This is a genomic window from Aminipila butyrica (assembly GCF_010669305.1).
In the GTDB taxonomy this organism is placed as follows: Bacteria; Bacillota; Clostridia; order Peptostreptococcales; family Anaerovoracaceae; genus Aminipila; species Aminipila butyrica.
In genome coordinates, this window is sequence record NZ_CP048649.1 from 1,959,189 (window position 1) to 1,982,018 (window position 22,830).

Below are 22,830 nucleotides of genomic sequence, written 5' to 3' on the forward strand. Positions count from 1 at the left end.
AATATCACATTTTTTATTATAATGTAACAATTTTTTGTACCATTTCCCCTTCTTCCTCCGTCGAATGCCCTTACTTCCTATCCAATTTAAGCAGATTTGGCAATATCGTCTTAAACAGATTCTTTGGCATCTGCACCTTTAGTATGGCATAGCCAAAATTAAGAGAAAAAAGATTCGGACTAAACGCTAGGTATCTGGGTTGCCAGTCCGTAGGTCCAAACTTTAGCTTGGCATGGTGTAATGCCTGAAAATCATAAGTGTTATTCATATTCTCATATATAAAGGTGAAGACTTTTTCTGTAAAGCGGCAATTCTCCTCCTTTGAAATATTGTACAAAGGAGAAAGCCCCATATTGCCCCAAATTACACCTTCTTCTTTCATCTTCATAAATGCATCATAAATAATCTTCTCCAACACACCTTGAGGTGCAGTACTTCTTCGTCTAGTAACATCTGCAAGGTAGGCCTTCCCTTCCAGATATGGTAAAAAGACTACAAAGCCAAGCATCTCGCCCTCCTTACTCAAGGCATAAAAATATCTTCTGTCCATGGGATCCTTTAATCCCATTCCACCGAGCATGAAACCCATTTCTACTCCGCCTTTTTTTATCAGCCATTCCTCTGTGATGGAATGCATCTGTTTTTCCAGGAAATGGTCTTTCTTTTCCAGCGGTTTGTATTCTAAAACAGTTATCCCCTCTTTGTTCGCATGGTTGATAGCTGTTCTTATCTTCGCGACCTTTCCGCCAGCCAGATTATAATCTTTCAGAAGAAAACAGGCGTCTTCCCCATATTTAATGATTCCAAATCCTGCCATATTTAGCATGGAGGTAAACTTGTCTGTAATATTAATAAACAGGATATTATATCCATTCTTTGTACAAAAATCTGTAATTTCCCATAGGAACATAAATCCATCCTTTTCATCACAAATCATGTCCCCGCATACGGTAAAGACATTTCCTGCCAGGCGGTAGGCACAAAACCCTTCAATTCTACTGCTAAAAAAATACTTCTTATCATTCTCCAAAGCAAGATAAGCCATTGGATTGTCTCCATATTTTAAAGTTAACTGACGAGCTCTGTGCCTTCCATGCTTTGCAACAATGGGATTATATACAAGCGGCTTTAGTAAAAGAAATGCAGATGTCATAATACATATCCAGTTAATGGTTATAAGCGTATTGCTGTAGAATTTCCCCGCCGCCCCCTTCATGCCCAGACTACTTGTATCCATTAAAACTAGAAGTTTCACCGAACTGTAGATAGCGTCATAAATGGTGTGAATGCTACGTATATCCCCTTTCAGCAGGAATAAGCCAATCGCTGCATTAGTTAATACAAGGAAAAAAGAACAGAATATAAAGCCGATAGATTTCTTTACCGTTATGCGATCGCTGCTTCGGGAAAAATCTTTATAAGAGGTTAAAAGTATAAGCAGGACAAAGACATCCAACAAAACAGAATGAATCGGCACAATCTGATGCCTTGCCAGATGATAAGTAATGCTAACAACCAGGGCAATAACCTCAATCAGCCAGGCCAGTCGCACTCTTTTATAGAGTCTGTAAGCCAGCAGCAACATCAGGATCCCCGACAAAACTGGAAGGATACCGTGATGTTGAATAGGAATGGGTGAATGTATTCCATGTATCAGATTATGCAGTCTGACATACCCCTTAATTGGCAATGCGATATAAATATTTTTAATTGCAACCAGAATCAATACTATCATTGCCAGATTCTGCAATTCTCTTTTAATTAAAGGTTTCATAACTACATACCTACCTTTACTCTTTTTAACATAAACTTCTGCCATTGTACTACCTTAGCCCGCATTTTTCAAGAATATTCACCAACAGCCTTTTCCTTTACGGACATATTGAACACTTTTCAATTCAATTGAGTTTATTTTGGCAAAAAAAAATAGCTTTGCCTTCCTACAGATAACAAGCTGTCCGTTGATATTTCAATATTGTTACAATCTTATAATAATTGCTTTTACCTGTGAAAAGAAGATCGTCGTTCCAGTTCAGCTCTGCGTTCTTTCAACAGGTTTTGCTCAGATTAGCCCACAGGTTAACGCTGTGTGTTCCACTTTCCCTTCACTTTTCCCTAACCAGATTAAGGAAAGTGATACCCTGGAAAATTGCGGAGAAGTTAGCCCGGAAGAGGATGACTGCAACTGCTGCAACCCTTGCGGCAACAACTTACGCAACAATTCCAACAATAATTGCGACGACGGCTTTGATGATTACAATGACTTCAACAACAATCAGTGCAGACCTACCAACCGGTCCAACCGCAGTCAATGCCACAGATAAAAATTATCCTATAAAAAATAAAATCAGCAAAAATAAAAGGCACCTTTCGGTGCCTTTCGTACGTTTATGAATCAGCAGCTCTTCTTTCTAATCTAAACAGTTATACGGCTAGAATACATCAAATATTCTAAAAGCCCCTGGGCATAGTAATCACCTATAATGGTGGATAAATTTAACTTCTTGCCAAAAACCTCAGCATTTTCCCCAAATTCCCCTTGCAATATAGCTTCAGACTGACTCACTAATTTTTGATTGAACTGATGTAAGTGCTCTCGCCAAACGTCTTCATCCCAATAAGGATTCATACTGGCCAGAAAAGAGGCGGTACGTTCCGAATTCTCATAAAGCTTACCCAGATACGCCTCTACACTGCTTAAATCCCCTGCAATCTGAGCGTCTATCAGTAAACCCGCATAGTTCAAAAAATGGAGAGAATATGTGCTAAACTCCTCCACCGATTGTGAGCCAAAAATACTATCAAAAATATTGGCATTTTTTATGAGCAGTTCGTTGGCTTTGGAGTGGATAAAAGGCTGGTCCTCTCCCTCCGCATGTTTACTGTCTATGTAAAATTTTAACCAAACAGTCAAGTCTCTCCAGGAAGTCCTGGAGAGAAAGATTAGATTCATTATGTTCTCTGTAACGCAAACCCCCTGCTGGGTATGAATAGCTTTCATGGGTTCCCTCCTTCTGTCTTTCATATAATCAACATATTATGGAAGGTCCCCCTTTGTTCCTTTTCCCACTCAGAGTTTAAAAAATCATCTGAAATAAATCATTTTTTCTTGGAGAGATCCTCTCATCTGACTTATTCTATGATGTATGCGCCAACAATTTCCCCGTAATAAGCTGTATGATAATCTCGGTTCGCTCCATGGAAAGAACTGTCTACATCCTGAGGATAAAATGCTTCCCGGTTAGCTGGAGTTACTTCCCGCTCCTCCTGCTTTTGTTTGTAGACCACCTTGCATTCTAAGGTCAACGGCAGTTCCTTAATTCCAGGAACAGAAACCTGTTCTGACTCTTCCAGATTCAGATTCAGTTCCTTAATCTTGTCGACAGCTTTACCAGAAGTTGTTCCGCAAAAGCCTAGAATGGCCTTCTTGAATTCACCATAAGGAACATTGATAGTAAACTCCGGATTTTTGTCCAATTGAGCTTTTGTAAAGCGATTTTCCCGTACAAAAACAGTAAAGATGGGCTTTCCCCATTCAATTCCTAAAGTCCCCCAGGAAATAGTCATAGTATTCACTTTATCCTCTGCTTTTGTGGTCAACAGCACTCCTGTGCTTAATTCTTTCATAATCTGCGTTGCATAATCAAGTACATCGATTTGCTTTTTCATTTCTCATCCTCCTACATATTTTATTGCCTTTATAATATCTTAGGCTGAACAGAATCACAAGAAGGCACTTATTTGTAAGATACTACCCAAAAGGAAAGTACTACCAGCTATTTTTTTATTTGATTCACCCCTTTTCCTTACTGGACTCGGAAAAGTTTAAGCACAAAGAAAAGCATTGAACCGAGCAGCGCACTTAAAAACACTGGCAGAAAAAGCGCTGGCAGATTTTCTCCGCTGCTGGCCTGTACAGTCAGATAGGCAAAAACAAAGGCAAGAAGAAGTTTGATGGTGGTCAGTAAATCCTTCAACACCCGGTAAATCCTTTCCTTATTTTCTTCGGTAACCTGTACGCCAGTGTTCCATATCTGTGGGAAATTTTCTACAACAGACATCAGCACAAATAAGCTCCAACCGATGACTACAAAAATAATTAGGTGAGTCTTGCTGGACATGCCATCAATTTCTCCTGCTGCGTTGTAATGAGACGGTATTTGATTGGGAAATTGATTCCAATATAGAGCTAAAAAGATGGTCGCCCCAAGCAGCGCGAGCATGCTCAACAGATGACCGACTCTGTCGTATAGGCTTTTTTCAAGACGCATTATCCCATACCTCCTCCATATAGCATTTTTAGGACTCCGCCGTCAGCCACCGTTACTTAACAACCTTATGTTTGTCAATAGCTGCTGCGATTCGCTGTAAGCCTTCCGTTAAAATCGATCGCGGCATGGCCAAATTTAAGCGGATAAAACCTTTTGCATGTTTCACGAACAGCTGGTCACCGCCTTCCAGCAGTACACCTGCCTCCTGAGCGAAAAAGAGCGACAAATTGTCCACATCAGGCAGAACCCGATTTAAATCTACCCAAGCCAGATAAGTGGCATCAGGCACCTGACAGCCTACTTGCGGCACGTTTTCTTTCAAAAAATTCACCGTATAGTCAAAATTCTGATCCAGATAGGCTTTCAACTGCTCCAACCACTCACCACCCTTTTCATAGGCAGCTTGATTCGCCGCCAAAGAAAGGGGATTGATTCCTCCTACGGTTTTATCGTTATGTCGAAACAGCTTCCGCAATCCCTTATCTCGAATAATAATGTTGGAAAACATCATGCCTGCCATATTAAAAGTCTTGCTGGCGGCCATACAGGTCACCAGCTTCTTATATTCCGGCATGATTTTCCCTAGAGGGATATGTTTCTTTCCTTGACGAATGAGATCACAGTGAATCTCATCGGAAATAACCCAAAGGTCATATCTTTCTACGATACCAGCTACCTTTTTAAGTTCCTCTTCCGTCCACACTCTGCCTGTAGGATTGTGTGGATTGCACCAAATAAGCAGGCGTACTTTTGAGTCAGAAGCCTTCTTTTCCAAATCTTCAAAGTCGATGGTAAAGTTGTCGCCTTCTCGCTTCAAACCGGAGCAAACCAACTCCCGCCCATTGAACTCTGCTGCATGCTTGAAGAAACCATAAGCCGGCGTGGTAATCAGAACCTTTTCTTCTGGCGCCACCGTATCTGCCACCAATTCATACAAAGCCGGGATAATACCTTGAGAAAAAGTCAGCTCTTCTTGAGGAAAGCTCCAGTCATACAGCCGCTTACACCAAGAATCCAACGCTTTGTAGTATTCAGAATCATAAATTTTGGTATAACCGAAAATGCGCTGATCCACCCGCTCTTTGATAGCCTGACAGATTTCAGGGGCTACAGCAAACTCCATATCCGCTACCCACATGCGGATAAATTCATCATCTGCGAAAGGAAAGTCCACTTCTGGATAGTCACGAAAGAGATAGGAGCGAAAGCCCTCTACATTTTGCGATCTGGTATTTTTTCTATCAATAATTTCATCAAAATTATATTGCATGATTCTCCTCCTCCAAGTCCTATTTATTGTTATTTATAGTATTATATTATGGGCTATGACCCTTGTCAATAAAACATTATCGACGTAATATTAATTTATTGTATTGATTTTTTTTTATTTCTATAATAAAGTAAATATATTCTCTCAGCCTGACCTATCAGATAACTTGATTTTTTCAATCGGAGAAGTGCCGCCTATATGCCTATTTAAAGGAGATTAAATATGGAAACCAGTCATAAATTAAGCAAATATATTCCTCTGGTAGATTTTATCGGAACTGCCTGCGGCAGCAATTTTGAAGTGATTCTTCATGATGTATCGAATCCCAACGCCTCGGTTATTGCTGTGAAAAACGGTCATCTCAGCGGCCGTAAAGTAGGCGATTCCATGACAGATCTTGCTCTGGAGATCATGAACAGCCGAGAGCATTTAAAAAAGGATTTTATTGCCAGTTATGAAGGTCATTTGAAAAGTGGTAAGACATTTGTTTCCTCTACCTATTTTATCAAGGAGGAACAGCAGCTCTTAGGGCTGCTCTGCATCAACTACGACCCTTCCCTGCTGAAAGATCTGAATCGGCAGGTACTGGCCCTGATGGATTCCTTTCACCTGCTGTCCCAGACTAATTCATCAGACTACAGTGAAGCACTGGATAGTTCCATCCATGACATTTCCAGCAATATCATCCACCATGTTCTCTCGCGGATTCCGGTGACCCCCGACCGCATGACAGCTCGGGAAAAGTTGGAAATTATTGGAGAGTTGGAAAAACAGGGTGTTTTTGCTACCAAAGGCTCCGTCGGTCAAACTGCCCAGGTTTTGCACCTGTCAGAACCCAGCATCTATCGATATTTGAAAAAAGTTCGAGAAGAACAGAACCGCTGACTAGAACCTTGTCGGAAAATATAGGTAAAACCCACATATTAGGATTTTCATCTCTCCGCTTTTGTGGTAAAATGAGAAAGTATGTTTTAGAAGGGGTTTCTATGCAGCTACTGACTTTTCAGCAATAAACCGACAAAAGGAGAGGAGAAAATCAATGGAATTTATTGAAATATTAAAAGCAGTCATCTTAGGCATCGTGGAAGGCATCACGGAGTGGCTGCCAATCAGCAGTACCGGCCACATGATTCTCGTGGATGAATTTTTAAAACTTAACACCTCGGCAGCCTTTAAAGAGATGTTTCTGGTGGTCATTCAACTGGGAGCTATCCTGGCGGTGGTAGTCCTCTACTGGAGGAAATTAAACCCGATTAGCTTCAGCAAGCGCAACTTGATTCAGCGAGATATCCTGTCTATTTGGATGAAAATCCTGGTAGCCTGTGTTCCAGCTGCTATTATCGGTCTTCTGTTCGACGACCTGATTGAGGCTTATTTCTTCAACTATCAGACGGTATCCATTACCCTGATTCTATACGGTATTCTATTTATCATCATTGAAAACAGAAACCGCCGACGAATGGCTCAAATCACCAGTATTTCTGAAATCAGCTATCAGACCGCTCTGTTTATTGGCATATTCCAACTTCTAGCGCTGATTCCAGGAACATCTCGCTCCGGAGCTACTATTCTAGGCGGCATCTTGCTTGGCACCTCCCGAACGGTGGCTGCCGAATTTACCTTTTACTTGGCCATCCCTGTGATGTTTGGTGCCAGCTTGTTGAAAATTGCCAAATTTGGTTTACACTTTACCAGTACAGAGGCTATCATCCTGTTGACAGGCACTCTGGTGGCTTTCTTCGTATCCATCCTGGCCATCAAATTCCTCATGGGTTACATTAAGAAACATGATTTCAAAGTTTTCGGCTGGTACCGAATTGTTTTGGGTATTGCAGTTATTGCTTATTTTTCTATCAAAAATCTGTAAAAGCCCTATGCCGAAAGCAAACCTGATAAAACAAATAAAAGCCCCAGAGCATCATTTCCAAGCTCTGGGGTATTTTTATTTCATGTTTCTTTTCACTCCTCAACCTAAAGCAACATCCAAAACCATCATGAGGAGAAATCCGCCCATAACGCCCATCGTTCCGGCGTTAGAGTGTTCTCCTAAGTGGGCTTCCGGAATCAGTTCCTCTACTACCACATACATCATGGCTCCCGCTGCAAAAGACAGCAGCCACGGCATATAGGGAAGAATGAATCCCGCTATGAGTACCGCTAAAATGCCAAATAAAGGCTCTACAATTCCCGACAAACTACCCATAATAAATGCTCGCCTGACACTGGCGCCCTCTTGCTTCAAAGGCAGGGAGACAGCAGCCCCCTCTGGAAAATTTTGAATACCGATGCCCAGAGCTAAAATCATGGCAGGCCAATAATCTCCTGTTCCCTGTTGGGCGGCCATGGCAAAGGACAGGCCTACAGCCATACCTTCCGGTATATTGTGCAGCGTAACCGCTAGCACCAGCAGAGACGTCCGCTTCATCGACGAAGGAATCCCCTCTTGCACATTAGTACCAGGATGAATATGCGGGACCAGTTGATCCATGGCATATAGGAAGAGAATCCCCAGGATAAACCCTCCTGCTGCCGGAATCCAGCCCACGCCTCCCTGCTCCTCCGCCCTTTCAATGGCTGGAATTAATAGACTCCATACAGAAGCCGCAATCATAACACCTGCTGCAAATCCCAAAAACACCCGCTGAACCCGAGGGTCCAACTCTTTGCGAAACAGAAATACCATGGCAGCCCCCAGGGTGGTCATAGCAAAGGTAAAACCTGTACCACCGGCTGCCCATAATAATGCTTGTGCCATGTGAATACCTCCCTTTCTGTAAATTATTTCTACCTACAACTTATTTATTTTTCATAACTAATTTTATATAGTTAGCATATGCTAACTATATTCATTCTATCATGTTTCTTTCTCGCTATCAAGGGCAAATTTGCTGCTCAATCCAACCGATATAATATGCTGTAAATTTTCTGATTGATTCGGACTTTTTTTATGTAATTCACCGTTTCTCCATAAGGAATATTTTCAAAATCGGTGCCGTCTGCGGAAATCAACTGACTGTCCGTCCATTTTTTTACATTTCCTCGGCCGGCATTGTAGGCAGCCAGTACCAACTCTGTGGAGCTGAACTCCTTGCTCAGGTTATCTAGATACCAGGAGCCCATCCAGATATTCAATTCCGGATCATACAAATCTTCCGTACTAAAATTTTTCATGCTGGTCGTCTCTGCAATCCAATAGGCTGTGGATTCTGTAAGCTGCATTAAACCCATGGCCCCCTTGTGGGACTGGGCCTCCCTATCAAAACGGCTCTCGGTCTTAATTACCGCCAGCAAAAAATAAGGGTCTAACTCATATTCTACGGCATATTTCTCTACGTATTCCAGGTAAGGAGCCGGATACAAAAGGTAAACCCCTTCCCTGGCTGCAAACAAGGCCAAGAACACTGCCAAGCATATGATGATTCTTTTACTTCTCTTCATGTTATCTCCTGGCTATTTGATAATAATCAGCTCTTTAGGCGAATGTGTCAAGTTCTGAATGCCCTCCGAAGTGATAACGGCCAGATCTTCAATGCGTACACCAAACTGCCCAGGCAAGTAAATTCCTGGCTCAATGGAGACAATCATGTTTTCCTCCAACACATGGCTTCCACGAAAACTTAAGAAGGGATCTTCATGTATTTCCAGGCCGACCCCATGACCCAAGCCATGACCGAAACAATCCCCAAAGCCCGCATCCCGAATAATTTTTCTAGCTAAAGCGTCTCCCTCTTTGACATGCAGACCCGCCTTTAAATTGGCACAAGCATAAAGCTGGGCTTCCAAAACCGTATTATACACTTTTACCATTTCTTCACTGGCATGGCCAATGGCCACCGTCCTGGTCATGTCGCTGCAATAGCCTCCATATACACACCCAAAGTCCATGGTAAGAAAATCTCCGTCTTCCAAGAGCTTTTCACTTGGAATTCCGTGAGGTTTAGAGGAATTGACCCCTGATACAGCGATGGTGCTGAATGAAAAACCATCTGCTCCGTTGAGTTTCATCTGGTGCTCTAGTTCCAGTGCTACTTGTTTCTCCGAAAGACCCGGTCTCAAGAAACCTAAAATATGCTCAAATGCCTTATCTCCAATGGCTTCAGCCTGCTTTATCTGCCAAATTTCCTGTTCATCCTTAATCAGGCGGAGAGACTCCGTCAGCCCTCCGGCAGAAATGATATGCTCCATCGGGAGAACCCTGCACAACTGATTATAGGTGCTTAACGTCAGATGTTCCTCTTGAACGCCAAGAGTCTCTGGGTTCACCTCCCGAAGAAAGTCCAACCATCCGTATCCCGGTTTGGCAATGATGATTTCAAAGTCAGGCCGAAGCACGGAGACGGCCTCCTCATAGCGAAAATCGGTAATGATATAACGCTTGTCTGCTGTCAACAACACCAAGCAGTCTTCACCGGGAATACCGGTCATGTATTGAATATCCGCTGCCTTTGTCAAAAGCAGCGCTTGAATACCATATTTTTCAAACTGGGCGACAGCTCTGCCGCTTCTTTCTTTTATTCGCTCTTCCATTTTAGAACCCTCTGTCTCTCTATCTTTAATATTTCACTTTCGTGCTCCAATAGTGTGCCCTTTTTAGGCTTTTTTTACAGAATTCCGCAGCCGGGCTTCCTCCTCTTGGTCGAGCTTCATGCCCCGACAGAGCCCAGCGAGTTTTTCTTCCGAAAAAGAAAACTCCTCCTCCGTACACAAGCTGGTAAAATCCGCTTTTGATATTCCTAGCTGGCTAAAGGTCAACTGGCCTGAAGCAATTTTTTTATCATAAATTCGGAAAAATTCCCTTTTAAAATCACTCATATCTTTCCTCCCCTGTTCATGCTCCCGTCCGCAGTCAGAAGCATTTTTTCTTCTTTTACAAGGATACCATATTCCCCCTGTAAATGCCAGCAATTCTCACCGATTCTCACCGCCGCGCATATACTATATTCTGGAATATCTCTGGGAACATGGAGGTAAGAACCTATGATTGAATACAACAAAATAAACGCCGTCACCTACGGGATGCAGTTTGGCAACAAGTTTGAAAATCGTATTTTTAAGCGGATGGCCCAAGATTGCACCAACTTTATTTCTCAATGTATTTGGGCCGGCTACGGAGGCACCGACGGCTATTCTCTGTCCCGTCCAGAGGACATACGAGCCCTTCGCAACCGAGCGGCCAATAAGTACCGGCAAACGTCCACCTGGTACGGCCTGCCATTCCGCTCTTTAGAAGAATTCCCTGCCCTTTCTTTTATTCGGGTGGAAGAATTCTGGGATTACGTCGTATCTAATGAAGGAATCGGCCCTCGTGCCGTAGGCTATAATGACGGAAAGTCTTGGACTCAAATGCCGGTGGATGTGGAACAAGGGGATGTACTGCAATTTTATCATGATGATGTGCAGCGATACGCCCATTCCGTTCTGGTGGTATCCAATACGACACAGAATATGGCCGAATCCATGGAAGGAATTTTCGTGGCTCAGCACTCTGTGGATTTCAGCTACCGCCCGCTGATTGACGCCTTTCAATCGAATTGTCAGCTAGAAAACTGTAAAGTTCGCCTGCTGAAATTTCTTCCTGCTTATTTTTGAAGAAATTTGGGAATGAAACGCCTCTCACTAGGTGCTCGCAGTGCTCACACGTGCACATTTAAAGTGCCGCTTAAAATGTCGCTTTTTTGAAGTGATGTCAGGATGAGCTTTAACGATTATTGCTATGGAATAAAAAACTGTTAAATTTACTTAAAATGTGGTATGATAAATAATGTTTTTGTGCTTCATAATTGAAAAGCACAATTTTTGCGTGTACATATGATTTAAAAATAGAACCATACAGAGAAAGGACGCTATTTCATGGCAAACAAAATTTTGACAGAGGAAATTCAAAAGCGCCGCATCTTCGGAATCATCTCCCACCCAGATGCGGGAAAGACTACTTTGACGGAGAAGCTACTGCTTCACGGCGGTGCCATACGGGAAGCCGGAGCAGTCAAGGGCCGTCACAATTCAAAATATTCTACCTCCGACTGGATGGAAATCGAAAAGCAGCGCGGAATCTCCGTAACCTCTTCGGTTATGCAGTTTGAATACAGCGGCAAAGTTATCTCCATTATGGATACGCCAGGACATAACGATTTCGGTGAGGACACCTATCGGATTCTTACTTCTGTAGACAGTGCCGTCATGGTTATCGACGGTGCCAAGGGTATCGAGGCTCAGACAAAAAAGCTGTTTAAGGTATGCAGCATGCGAGGCATCCCCATCTTCACCTTTATTAACAAGATGGACCGGGAAGCCATGGATCCATTGGAATCTATGGAAGAACTGGAAGAGGTGCTGGGCCTTCCTTCAGTGGCTGTCACCTGGCCGATCGGCTGCGGCCTGAACTTTCAGGGCATCTATGACCGACTGGAAAACACAGTCTACCTCTATAAGGCCGGAAAGACCATTCAGCTGGGAGAAAATGGCGTATTCGGACCTGAGCTGGAAGAACATTTGACGATCAACAACTTAAACAGTCTTCGAGCCGAAATTGAACTAATCGAAGGAGCCGGCAACGAATTTGATGTGAATGCTATCGCCGCTGGAAAGTTATCCCCGGTATTCTTTGGTTCTGCCTTAGCCGATTTTGGCGTTACGCCATTCCTTAATCACTTTTTGCAGCTGTCTCCAGCCCCAGGACCAAGAAAAACCACTGATGGTTCCATCAAACCAGAAGAAGAAGAATTCAGTGGTTTTATCTTTAAGATTCAAGCTAACATGAATCCTGCTCACCGAGACCGAATTGCTTTTCTGCGAATCTGCTCCGGTACCTTTGAACGAGGTATGACGGTGACTCTAACCCGGACAGGCAAGTCAATTAAGCTCAGCCAGTCCACTCAGCTCATGGCCAATGAACGGGAGACCATCGATACCGCTTATGCTGGGGATGTAATCGGCATTTATGATACGGGAACCTACCAGATTGGCGATACCCTGACCACCAAGAAAGACCTGTTTTACTTCGAGCCTCTGCCGACCTTTCCGCCAGAATTGTTTGCCAGGGTAACTCCTACCAACTCCCTGAAGGCCAAGCATTTTCAGAAGGGTGTAGCACAGCTGGCTCAAGAGGGCGCCATCCAAGTCTATCACAACCAGTACAATGAGGTTATTATTGGCGCTGTAGGTGCCCTGCAATTTGAGGTCTTTGAATATCGCCTAAAAAATGAATACAATTCAGACCTCCTCATGGAGCATCTAGATTTTAACGTAGTCCGTTGGCTGGATACCAGCGACCTGGCTTATGTGAAGAGCTGCTTGGATTCTAGATGCATGTTGCTTTTCGATCACTTCGAACGACCTCTGGTGCTCTTCGCCAATCAGTTCACCTTGAACTATTTCACAGAGAGATATAAGGATATTCAGTTGGTGGAAGCTTTGAACGTCAACAGCACCTTAAAATAGATAATAAAAAATGAAGTTCCAGAAAGCACATGTTCCTACGCATATGCCTTCTGGAACTTTTTATGCGCTGCCCTATCCTGATTTCTTTAACGTTTTTTTGACATTTTTTCTTTCTTTCCCACCTTTTCCGGCACACCATTTTCTGAAAATTAGAACTTTCATCTTCCCTTATTTCTAATATATTATGTAAACTTTTCCGTTCCACTCCCTCTCTTTTCCACATCCCCGCATCCCGATATTTTTCCCCATTTGGGCACTTTTCCACATCTTTTCAAATTATTGTATACAATTTTATCCCAAAGCACCTGTGGATATATTCTATTAATAAGTCCCTTTGTTTTCAACGCATTTCCATTTATTCTACTCTGTCAATAGAAAGTTATCCACAGGTTTACCTCCTTATATTTTATACTCTTAAAAATGTTAAAAAAATAACTTATATTAAAATAAATTGTAAAATTTTCTAGTTGTGTTATAATAAACGCAACAAATTATATGTCACATTTTATATGTTTCAGTCAGCTTTGCTGTTAGGAAGCGTTTATTGAATCATGCTGATTTTTTTCTTCACATGATATAATAAACGCAATAAATTATATGTCATATTTTATATCTTCCAGTCAGCTTTGCTGTTAGGAAGCGTTTATTGAATCATGCTGATTTTCTTCTTCATATGATATAATAAACGCAACAAATTATATGTCTCAAGTTCCAAGCGGCTTCTATTAAAATTAAACGTTTTTTCGAGTTGTAAGATTTAATGAAGAGGTGTGAATACATATGAGAATGTCATTAGAGAACATAAAAGTCGGCATGTCCGTTGGTCAAGATTTGTATACGGAAAGCGGTCAGCTTATCATCTTAAACAATACGGTGGTTACGCCGGAAATCTTAGCCAGACTAAAAAGGTTTAAAATTAATGCCGTGGAAATCAATGATTCAGCCCCGGAGGCGGATCTCTTTGACATCAAGGGGACACCGGCTTTCCATTCTTTTAAAAGCGAAGCTGTCGAAGCAAAGGAAAGCCTTTCCGCCTCCTTAGACAGCATATTGCAACAAAGTTCGGATACCGTTCATATCGACATCATCAACAATCTAAGCACCCTTTTATACGAAAGCAACAAAAGCAACTTACATTTAATTGACATGGTCTATAGCATGCACGAATATTCCGATGCCATCTATACACATTCGGTCAATGTCGGCATGATTGCCAGTCATTTGGGCCGTTGGCTCGGCCTTTCAGACGACGATATCAAGCTTCTGGTAACCTGTGGACTCTTCCACGATATTGGCAAGCTCTTGATTCCCAAGGAAATTCTCACCAAATCTGGAGATTTAACGGCAGAAGAGCGTAAACTGCTCCGCTCTCACCCCCAAAAAGGCTTCGAGCTTTTAGACCAGTTTGAAGACATCGATCCGCGGGTGAAACAAGTAGCACTCCTCCATCATGAGCGATGCGACGGCTCTGGCTATCCGTTGCACTTTGAAGGCAAAAATGTAGACATCTATTCCAAAATTATTGCCATCGCTGACGTGTATGAAGCGATGACTGCGGAACGAGCCTATAGAGAACCGATTTGTCCTTTCGCCGTAGTGGCCTACTTCGAAAAAGAAGGAGTACACAAGTTTGAAACGCAGTATGTTCTTAAATTCATCAACAAGATTTTAGATTCATATCTCCACAGTAAGGTCTTACTGAGCAATGGCCAGGAAGCCACGGTCATTCTGATACACAAGAACATGAAATCCCGTCCGTTGGTCAAGCTATCAGACGGTGGATTTCTAGATTTGGCCGTCAATCTAGATGTAGAGATTCTCCGCATGGTCAGTTAATAAGCGGATGCCTTTATATCTGAGCGGCTTCATAAATAAAAATTTATAACAATAAAAAACGGGTGGCATACCGACATAGAGGTTTTCCACCCGTTTTATGTTTCTTAATTTTTCTTCTTTGTTTGAAATACGACTTATTCTCTGCCGTAAACCATGGCTGCTCCCGCGTTAAGCATGCCACCAGACACAACCTTCCCTGATAGGCCGCTCAGCGGAGTAGCTGTGTTTAAAATAGCTTCCCTCACCTGTTGCAGATTCCAGTCTCCTCGTGCGCTGTATAGGAGGGCTGCTGTCCCCGTAATCATCGGTGCCGCCATAGATGTCCCCGACATATACGCATATCCGTTATCCGCCGTCAAGCTGAGAATGTAGCTGCCTGGGGCCGCAATATCTACAGAGGCCTCCCCATAATTGGAGCTGGATGACAAGGCCCCATCGTAGGAAACATTGGCTACAGAGATAATATTATCTAGATTAAAAGCCGCCGGATAAGTAGGTGTTTTGTCGATATCGGTGCCGCCATCATCATCTCCGTTTCCTGCTGCGACGATAAACAACATCTTAGATTTAGCCATGGCTTCATATAAATCCTTGTCATAAGAAGTGGTCCCCAAGCTGAGGTTGCAGATTGAAGCGCCGTTGGCCTCCGCATAGGCGATAGCCTTCATGATGGATTCCGTCGTGCCGCTGCCGTCTTTGCCTCCCAGCGCTTTCAGGCTCATGATAGAAATGGCATCTTCGTCAGCGATTCCCGTAATACCTATAGCATTATCCTTCGTCGCTGCAATCGTACCTGCTCCGTGGGTTCCGTGATCATCTTCCTCGCCCACGTAGACACTGTTGTTATTATCGTAAAAGTTCCAACCATAGATGTCGTCCACATACCCATTTCCATCATCATCTACCCCATTGTCTGGGATTTCATCTTCGTTAACCCACATGATGTCCGATAAATCTTCGTGATTGTAATCAATCCCCGTATCTATAAAAGCTACCGTCACATTTCGCTGGCTTTCATAAGCTGCCCAGGCGTCCCTAATATTAATATCTATGCCAGCTACCGCCGAGGAAGATGTGCTGGCTTTGCGAAGAGTCCCACTGGCAGTGAAGCTGTAAGGCACCACGAACTCCTGCTGTCGCATAACCGAGAGTGAATCTAAACGATCATTGCTGAAGCGAGTGTTTCGATTGCTGAAACGATTTCCCTTTTGATTCTGTTCCCTGTCTTGTCGGTTTTGATCACTCAGCTGCGGACTGGATTCAGTTTCTCCCTCTGACCGATTGGGTTTTTGCCATTTTCCCGGATTCATGCGCAAATCGAAGGGGCTTTCATAAACAGGGAATTTGTTTTGTTCCGCTTTCATCTGAAAGCTGCCGTCATTGTAGAGGGCCCACTGCTCTCCGCTCATCTTGTCGTTGGTCAACACTTGGTTGACAGTTGCTGCGGTGGCATAATAGATATGCTGTTGCGATTCTTGTTCCAAATAAGTATCTGCCAAGGCCGTTCCTGTGTATAAGGGAACCAGGGCTGCCCACAGCAAGAGGGCTGATGACCATCCGGCTAAAGCTTGATATCTTTTCGTATTTTTTATCAAAGGGTCCACACTCCATCCTGTTTTATTCTCTCTAATCTTACCATAAAATGCTAATGACCATGTGTCCAATATATGAACATTTGATAAAATTTTCTTGATTCTGAGGACCTTCCCTGCTACTCATACTTCTCAGCACTGAATATCCACCCGGCTGCCCCCTCGCCTATCCTTGGTGACGACCACCTGCTTATCAATCCGGTCTTTCAACTCCGCCACGTGAGAAATGATACCGACCAGACGGTTTCCTTCTGTCAGCTGACTAAGCGCCCGCATAGCCTGATCTAAAGCACCTTCATCCAGCGAACCGAAGCCCTCGTCGACAAACATCGTATCCAGTCGGATGCCTCCGGCAGAAGATTGAATTTCATCGGAAAGACCCAGAGCTAAAGACAAAGAAGCCTGGAAAGATTCTCCGCCGGAAAGAGTTTTTACGCTTCGCTGAGAGCCATTGTAATGATCGATTACATCCAGTTCTAAGCCGCTTTGACTCTGACGATTTTCAGCTTCTTCTCTTCTTTTCAGTTCATACTGGCCTCCCGTCATGACCATAAGCCGGGTGTTAGCCCGAGCAAGAATCCGGTCAAAGTAGGTCATCTGGATATACGTCTCCAACATGATTTTTTCCTTTCCGCTGATATTCCCATTAGCGGTGTTCGACAAGGCCTTGATCCACCTCCAGCGAGCTTCTGTTTCTTCCAGCTGAATTTTTTTCCCTTGAATTCGTTTCAGCGCCTGGCCGTTTCCCTCTAACCGGGTGGCAAACTTAGTCACCATGGTTCTAGCCGCCGACTTCTCTCCATTCAGTCGGTTACGCTCTTCTTCCAGCGATTTTTCATCTATCAGCTGGGCTCCTTTCAACTGCTCCTTCAAAGCGGTTATACGAACAGAAGCCTCCTCCACAGCTCGGCGGCTCTCTTCAAAGAGGTGAGTAACTTTCTCAAAGGAGTCCTGCAAATGCTTTCGCTGTGTCTCCATCTGGGTAATATGATTCTGCGCCTCTATTTCTGTGGCAAAGGCTAGAGGCTGGATAATTTTCTCCCGCAGGACTTCCAGGGCCTTGATTTCCGTCTCCAAGGACGCTCGTTGCAGCCTGCTTTCCGACAGTTCTCTCTCCCACTGGCGGAGCTGTTCTTCCGTAAGGGGTATCTGTTTTTCTATCTGGACTTTCCGCGCCCACTTCTCTTCCTCCCCGGCGATGGCTTTTTTCACTTCTATCAGGTGGGCTTTCAGCTGGCTCTGCATGTCTGGCAGCCTGCTTCGGACTTCTTCCAGGCTGGCAACGCCAAGCAAAATCCGGCTATGTTTCAGCAATTCACTGTTGGCCATGTCCAACTTTCCGCTGAGAGTTCCCGCTTCGGCACTGGCAGCGGCAGCTTTATCCTGAAGCCGCTGGCTTTCTGCCTTGGCCTGTTGAAGTTCTGCTTCCGTAGGTGCCTTCTGAGAAAGCTGAGCCGGCTGTGGATGCTCCAGGGAGCCACAAACCGGACAAGGCTGACCGAGTTCTAGTCGAGTAGCCAGCAGTCCAGCCTGCTCATCAAAAAAAGCCCTTTCCAGCAAATCAAACCGCTCTTTTGTCTTTTGCCAGTCTTGCGCTGCCCCTCTGTACTTTTCCTGCGCTACCTGGCAGCTGTCTTGCAGCTGGTCCGTCTGAGCCAAGGCCGCCAACAACTCCGCCCCCCGCTTTCCTCGGTCTTCCAGCTCTTTTCTCTGGCCTTCCAGCTTTTCCCGCTGGACACCTGTATCCTGCAATTGCTGCTGCTGGCGTTTTAACTCCTCTAAGGAAACGGTTGCTTTTTCGAGCTTTTCTTTAAGGTTTACAGATTCCATATTATGTTTATTATTTTGCTTTTTCTTCTGAATCAGCACGGATTCGGCCTTTTGCAGCTCCTCATATTGCTCTAAATTTTTTCGTTCTTCTTGAATACGAAGCAGCAACTCCTCTATTTGGGGCTGTTTCACTACCTCCAAATCTAAGATTTGCTTATTCCGTGTCATTACCTGCATCTTTTGATTCTTATTTTCTTCTTCCTGGGCTAAAGCCCGGAAGTTTTTATTATCGATAACCGCTTTATTTAAGGCGGTGAGTGTTTTCTCCAGCTGGGCTTCTATACTTTCACTTTGAAGGGCCCAGCTCTGCTGTTTCTCCCAATCCTCCTGAATAAGTTTGTCCAAAAGCTCCACCGCCTGAGACAAATCTGCTAAACTACCTGCCCCTTTAAGGACTTCCAGCTCTTCTTTCAAGGGGCTTTCGGGGTCACAATTCACCCCGTCCACGTACTGGCGGATGCTCTGCCAAAGGCTGTCATACTCGTTTCGCAAGGCTCCCGACTGACTTTTCAGCCGCTCCTGTAATAGCTGGTAAGGCTTCGTGTTAAAAATATCCCGGAAGATTTCGCTTCGCTCCTTTGTAGAAGCCAGCAGCAATCGCAGAAAGTCTCCTTGCGCAATCATAGCAATCTGCTTGAATTGATCTCGGTTAAGCCCAATAAGATGCTCCATTTCCTCCGTCACTCTTTTCGGGTTAGTCAGAACCCGGCCATCCGGATAAGTCAACTCGGCTTCCGCTTTTTCTGCCGTAAGGCCTTGGCCTCGTTTGGCCGGGCGCAGATATTCCGGGTTTCGCCGGACCGTATAATTCTCTTGGCCGTATTGAAAAATCAACTCCACAAACGTAGCCCGGTGAGGCTCTGCATATTTGCTGCGAAACATGCTGGCCTCCCGGCTGCTGCCGCTGGCCTCTCCGTAGAGCGCAAAAGTAATGGCATCGAATAAAGTGGTCTTTCCCGCTCCCGTATGACCAGTAATAAGGTAAAGCCCTTGGTTTCCTAACTGGGAAAAGTCTACCTGAACCTCCTCCGCATAGGGACCAAAAGCTGATAAAGTCAAACAAACTGGTCTCATGTTTCCTCCTCCCAAATATTCTCCATCAGCCCTTGGATCAGCTGGTACTGTTCCTCAGACATCGGCTGGTTATTCTGCTTTTCATAAAATTCTCCAAAGAGGGTTAACGGCGATTTTTGTTCCGCCTCCGCATCTGGGCTCACTTGCCCGATGCTGCGTGTGCGTTTGTTATCATAATCCAGCTTCATAATATAGGGATAAATGCTTCGCAGCCGTCCTATGGCATCCGGAATATCCTCCTCGTCAGTGAGGGTGATGTGCAGATAATCCTCCTGATTCATTTCTTGGTAATAATCTCTGGCCGTGAGTTCCATATAGGTTCCCTTTATCTCTCGCAAATCCCTCTTGGGGATTAAATCAATAGTTCGAACCTGAACCCGGCCTTTTTCCTTCAGCTCTACTACCGTGATGGATTTTCGATGGTTGACCTCCGAAAAGGAATATTTCAAAGGCGTTCCTGCATAGCGCACCGTCTCCCGCAGAACCTGCTGGGGCCCATGGAGGTGCCCCAGAGCCACATAATCAAAGTCAGCAAAGAGACTGGCATCCACCTGATCCAACCCGCCCACCGACAGTTCTTCCGATTCACAGGCCAAAGCTCCAGTTATAAACTGATGGCACAGAAGCAGATTCCGGCAGGAAGTGTCCACTTCCAGACCTTGAAGGACAGCCCGAATCCCGTCATTGGTGGACAAAATCTCCACATTGGGATAAAATCGCCTCACGTGAGCCGGTTTGATAAAAGGCAGCATATAAATGCATACGTCTCCCCAAGAGTCAGTACAGTGAATAGGCTCCAACACCCCACTAAATACCGGAGCCATGTAAACCCGACTGTTCTTCATTAGACGGCCCCCAAAGGCCATGCGCTCTGCTGAATCATGATTGCCGCTGATGACAAAGACCGATAAGCCTCCTTCCGCCAGACTGCTCAGAAATTCATCCAACAGCTGAACCGCTTCCCCCGGCGGAACAGACTTGTCGTAAACATCTCCGGCGATTAGGACTGCATCCGGCTTTTCCTCCCAGATTCGCTGTAGAATCTGCTCTAATATGTACGCTTGATCCTCCAGCATGGAAAATTCGTTAACCCGCTTTCCCAAGTGAAGATCAGACAAGTGAATAAATTTCATAGCTTCCTCCAAAATGACTAGTCAAAGGGTGAAATAGACAGAGGGCTGAATCCTCCCAAACGGGAGCTTCAGCCCTCACCTTCCTCTTCAAGGCTGCTTAGTTCAGCACCTTTACTAGATTGTTCACTTCTTTCTGTGCAATGTCTTTATTGAAATACTCGTATCTAAAGTAGGCGTAACCAGCTACTTTTCCCGTAGCTCGCCCTGTAGTCACCTGCCGGGCTATGATATCATTATAGCGGAGCCATTCCGAAGTAGCATTCTTGTCGGGTACATTACTTCCTGCATTAGCCATATTTAATCCTACATACAGCTTAACCGGTCCCTTATCCGCTAGATTAATCCAAGAATTCAAATTGTTTACATAGGCGTAAGCAGCCGTATTACCTGATGAGTCTTTGGTCTCAAAGCCCCAATACAGTTGTGGCATGATGTAATCCACATAACCTGGCTGAGACAGCCACTTGTCGATATCCACGAAGTAAGAGGCGTTGCTGCGAAGGTTCGACAGGTTTCCTGCCGGGCTGATGCCGAACACAACCTGTGAATCTACACCTTTGACGGCCTCATATACCCCCTTCACCAGCAGGTCCACATTATTCCTGCGCCAGTTGGCAATACTCATGCTGCTGCCAGACTGATCGTACTCGGGCTTATCAAAACACGCAGCCTGATCGCTGTCATTGACAGAAGGATAAAAATAGTCATCAAAGTGAATCCCATCCACATCATAATTCTGAACAATCTCCCGAACTCCATCTATAACCATCTGACGGACTTCCGGAATCGCTGGATTCAAATAATATTCCCCTTTGTGGAGCAACGCCCACCGGTCATTTGACGGATTTCCGTCTGACTGCCAAAGCTTCACCGGGTTGCTTGCGCCCACCTGACTCCAGTAGGTGCCATAGCCTGTTACCCGATAAGGGTTAATCCAAGCATGAAACTCTAACCCTCTGCTATGAGCCGCTGAAATCATGTACGCCATAGGATCATAGCCAGGATTTGTTCCTTGAGTTCCACTGGCAAAGATGGACCAAGGATAATACTGGGAAGGATACATGGCGTCTCCATGAGAGCGGACATGGACGATAACAGCGTTCATGCCCAGCGCCTTGCAGCGGTCAAACATGGCGTCCACACCAGCCTTAAATCCCACCTCGGTCTTCGGCATATTCATGTATTCCAAATAGGAAATCCACATGGCATTCATCTCTCCTGCCGGTGCGGTGGTATTGGTGCCGCTAGGCTTTTCTGCATCGGGGAACTCAGCCACCGTACCATCCGTGTGAATAACCACGATCCGATTCTGGTTGTCCCACGCTACGCCAGCCCCGAAGGCCTCCAGCACAGCTCGAATGGGCAGGTAAGTTCGCTCACCCTTGATGACCGCTGCCGTGTCGTTGGTCTTCAGCGTGCCGTTAACCAATATGTAATTGGCATCAATCGGTACCTGAACCGTGGTTCCGTTTTTCACCACGCTGGCAATGCGCTGGTCATTATCCCAGGTCACCGTACCGCCAAAAGCTTCCATAACCCCTCTAAAGGGCACTAAAGTTCTGCTGTTTCCGTCGATAAAGGGTTCCCCCATGCTCTTGTCTAAATTCAGCAGGTTATCATCCAGGGACAGGTTGATTTGCGTGCCTGTATCCGCATATACCGGATGGGCCCCTAGCCCCCACAGGACCGCCATGCCGGTCAGAACCAGAAGAAAGAGGATTAAGGTCCACCTTCTCCTTTCCTGCCGGCCTCTGTACACTTCGTTTTCATTCATCATTCTACCCCCATGTTTCAGTAAATTGTGTCTTACAGCGATGTTCTCTCTAGTATACCATATTATCCAAAGCCTGCCACTTTACAATTCCATTACAGCAAAGCAGCCAACATTTTTTCTGGGTTCTCTGCCGCCCGTACCCGCTTGAAAACTTTTTGGATGATGCCCTCTTCATCAATGAGATAAGTCGTCCTCACCACCCCCATAGACTTCTTTCCGTAATTATTTTTCTCCTGCCAAACATCATAAGCTTGAATAGCCTCTAGCTCAGGGTCTGCCAGCAAGATAAAAGGCAGCTGGTATTTTTCAGCAAACTTCTGATGAGAACCCACAGAGTCCTTACTGATGCCAATAACCTCTGCTCCCTGTTCCCGAAAATGAGGATATAACTCGGCAAAGCCGCAGGCCTGCTTGCTGCATCCTGGGGTGTTGTCCTTGGAATAAAAGTAAAGGATCACCCGCTTTCCTTTAAAATCTCCCAAGGATACCCCTTGACCATCCTGATTCATAAGCGTAAAGTCTGGTGCTTTTGTTCCTGCTTCTAACATAACTCTCCATCTCCTTTTCCAATATTTTTTCCATGTGAAAAAGACACACGCAGCTAACGCTT

20 protein-coding genes are annotated in these 22,830 nt (G+C 44.7%); 6 read left to right on the forward strand and 14 right to left on the reverse strand.

Annotated elements, in window-relative coordinates; translation table 11 throughout:
• Positions 1-70 precede the first annotated feature (70 nt).
• Positions 71-1,774 (reverse strand): bifunctional lysylphosphatidylglycerol flippase/synthetase MprF, encoded by a 1,704-nt coding sequence (locus Ami103574_RS09300; RefSeq protein ID WP_163066759.1) that lies wholly within the window; start codon positions 1,772-1,774, stop codon positions 71-73.
• 139 nt (positions 1,775-1,913) lie between these two features.
• On the opposite strand from Ami103574_RS09300, the gene Ami103574_RS09305 reads away from it, so the two are divergent.
• Positions 1,914-2,324 carry a hypothetical protein gene (locus Ami103574_RS09305; RefSeq protein ID WP_163066760.1) on the forward strand — a complete coding sequence of 137 codons (411 nt, stop codon included), beginning with the start codon at positions 1,914-1,916 and terminating at the stop codon, positions 2,322-2,324.
• Between the two features lie 92 nt (positions 2,325-2,416).
• Here Ami103574_RS09305 and Ami103574_RS09310 read toward each other — a convergent pair whose 3' ends face one another.
• The 4 genes from Ami103574_RS09310 to Ami103574_RS09325 all read right to left on the reverse strand — a co-directional run bounded on the left by Ami103574_RS09310 (position 2,417) and on the right by Ami103574_RS09325 (position 5,541).
• A complete protein-coding gene (locus Ami103574_RS09310) occupies positions 2,417-3,001 on the reverse strand; it encodes a hypothetical protein (protein WP_163066761.1) in 585 nt (194 codons plus the stop codon).
• A gap of 131 nt (positions 3,002-3,132) precedes the next feature.
• Positions 3,133-3,669: a flavin reductase family protein gene (locus Ami103574_RS09315; RefSeq protein ID WP_163066762.1), complete on the reverse strand. Its 537-nt coding sequence runs from the start codon at positions 3,667-3,669 to the stop codon at positions 3,133-3,135.
• A gap of 137 nt (positions 3,670-3,806) precedes the next feature.
• Positions 3,807-4,271 carry a DUF1648 domain-containing protein gene (locus tag Ami103574_RS09320; protein WP_163066763.1) on the reverse strand — a complete coding sequence of 155 codons (465 nt, stop codon included), beginning with the start codon at positions 4,269-4,271 and terminating at the stop codon, positions 3,807-3,809.
• 52 nt (positions 4,272-4,323) lie between these two features.
• On the reverse strand, positions 4,324-5,541 hold the full coding sequence (locus Ami103574_RS09325) for a MalY/PatB family protein (protein ID WP_163066764.1): 1,218 nt from the start codon (positions 5,539-5,541) through the stop codon (positions 4,324-4,326).
• Positions 5,542-5,763: 222 nt separating this feature from the next.
• On the opposite strand from Ami103574_RS09325, the gene Ami103574_RS09330 reads away from it, so the two are divergent.
• Entirely contained in the window at positions 5,764-6,426 is a 663-nt protein-coding gene (locus tag Ami103574_RS09330) for a helix-turn-helix transcriptional regulator (RefSeq protein WP_163066765.1), read from the forward strand.
• Between the two features lie 154 nt (positions 6,427-6,580).
• Positions 6,581-7,408 (forward strand): undecaprenyl-diphosphate phosphatase, encoded by an 828-nt coding sequence (locus Ami103574_RS09335; protein ID WP_163066766.1) that lies wholly within the window; start codon positions 6,581-6,583, stop codon positions 7,406-7,408.
• Between the two features lie 99 nt (positions 7,409-7,507).
• Here the strand turns inward: Ami103574_RS09335 and Ami103574_RS09340 are convergent, their stop codons facing one another.
• The 4 genes from Ami103574_RS09340 to Ami103574_RS09355 all read right to left on the reverse strand — a co-directional run bounded on the left by Ami103574_RS09340 (position 7,508) and on the right by Ami103574_RS09355 (position 10,353).
• Complete coding sequence (locus tag Ami103574_RS09340; protein WP_163066767.1) at positions 7,508-8,296, reverse strand: ZIP family metal transporter; 789 nt, start codon at positions 8,294-8,296, stop codon at positions 7,508-7,510.
• 137 nt (positions 8,297-8,433) lie between these two features.
• Positions 8,434-8,979 carry a lytic transglycosylase domain-containing protein gene (locus tag Ami103574_RS09345; protein WP_163066768.1) on the reverse strand — a complete coding sequence of 182 codons (546 nt, stop codon included), beginning with the start codon at positions 8,977-8,979 and terminating at the stop codon, positions 8,434-8,436.
• A gap of 12 nt (positions 8,980-8,991) precedes the next feature.
• Positions 8,992-10,068: a M24 family metallopeptidase gene (locus Ami103574_RS09350; protein WP_163066769.1), complete on the reverse strand. Its 1,077-nt coding sequence runs from the start codon at positions 10,066-10,068 to the stop codon at positions 8,992-8,994.
• 63 nt (positions 10,069-10,131) lie between these two features.
• Positions 10,132-10,353 (reverse strand): hypothetical protein, encoded by a 222-nt coding sequence (locus Ami103574_RS09355; protein ID WP_163066770.1) that lies wholly within the window; start codon positions 10,351-10,353, stop codon positions 10,132-10,134.
• 165 nt (positions 10,354-10,518) lie between these two features.
• Here Ami103574_RS09355 and Ami103574_RS09360 point away from each other — a divergent pair, with 165 nt between their 5' ends.
• The 3 genes from Ami103574_RS09360 (at position 10,519) to Ami103574_RS09370 (ending at position 14,817) form a co-directional block, all read left to right on the forward strand.
• Positions 10,519-11,130 carry an amidase domain-containing protein gene (locus Ami103574_RS09360; RefSeq protein WP_163066771.1) on the forward strand — a complete coding sequence of 204 codons (612 nt, stop codon included), beginning with the start codon at positions 10,519-10,521 and terminating at the stop codon, positions 11,128-11,130.
• A 261-nt stretch (positions 11,131-11,391) separates the two neighbouring features.
• Positions 11,392-12,981, forward strand: coding sequence for a peptide chain release factor 3 (locus tag Ami103574_RS09365; RefSeq protein WP_163066772.1), 1,590 nt, complete (start codon positions 11,392-11,394; stop codon positions 12,979-12,981).
• Positions 12,982-13,761: 780 nt separating this feature from the next.
• The gene (locus Ami103574_RS09370; protein ID WP_163066773.1) at positions 13,762-14,817 is read left to right on the forward strand and encodes an HD-GYP domain-containing protein; all 1,056 of its coding nucleotides are present in this window, start codon (positions 13,762-13,764) and stop codon (positions 14,815-14,817) included.
• Between the two features lie 134 nt (positions 14,818-14,951).
• Here Ami103574_RS09370 and Ami103574_RS09375 read toward each other — a convergent pair whose 3' ends face one another.
• The 5 genes from Ami103574_RS09375 to bcp all read right to left on the reverse strand — a co-directional run bounded on the left by Ami103574_RS09375 (position 14,952) and on the right by bcp (position 22,768).
• On the reverse strand, positions 14,952-16,412 hold the full coding sequence (locus tag Ami103574_RS09375; RefSeq protein WP_246213119.1) for a S8 family peptidase: 1,461 nt from the start codon (positions 16,410-16,412) through the stop codon (positions 14,952-14,954).
• 129 nt (positions 16,413-16,541) lie between these two features.
• Positions 16,542-19,313, reverse strand: coding sequence for an AAA family ATPase (locus tag Ami103574_RS09380; RefSeq protein ID WP_163066774.1), 2,772 nt, complete (start codon positions 19,311-19,313; stop codon positions 16,542-16,544).
• A complete protein-coding gene (locus tag Ami103574_RS09385) occupies positions 19,310-20,446 on the reverse strand; it encodes an exonuclease SbcCD subunit D (RefSeq protein ID WP_163066775.1) in 1,137 nt (378 codons plus the stop codon). The genes Ami103574_RS09380 and Ami103574_RS09385 overlap by 4 nt, the downstream gene beginning before the upstream one ends.
• Positions 20,447-20,543: 97 nt before the next feature.
• Positions 20,544-22,223: a family 10 glycosylhydrolase gene (locus tag Ami103574_RS09390; RefSeq protein ID WP_163066776.1), complete on the reverse strand. Its 1,680-nt coding sequence runs from the start codon at positions 22,221-22,223 to the stop codon at positions 20,544-20,546.
• 89 nt (positions 22,224-22,312) lie between these two features.
• Positions 22,313-22,768 carry a thioredoxin-dependent thiol peroxidase gene (gene bcp / locus Ami103574_RS09395; protein WP_163066777.1) on the reverse strand — a complete coding sequence of 152 codons (456 nt, stop codon included), beginning with the start codon at positions 22,766-22,768 and terminating at the stop codon, positions 22,313-22,315.
• Positions 22,769-22,830: the final 62 nt, after the last annotated feature.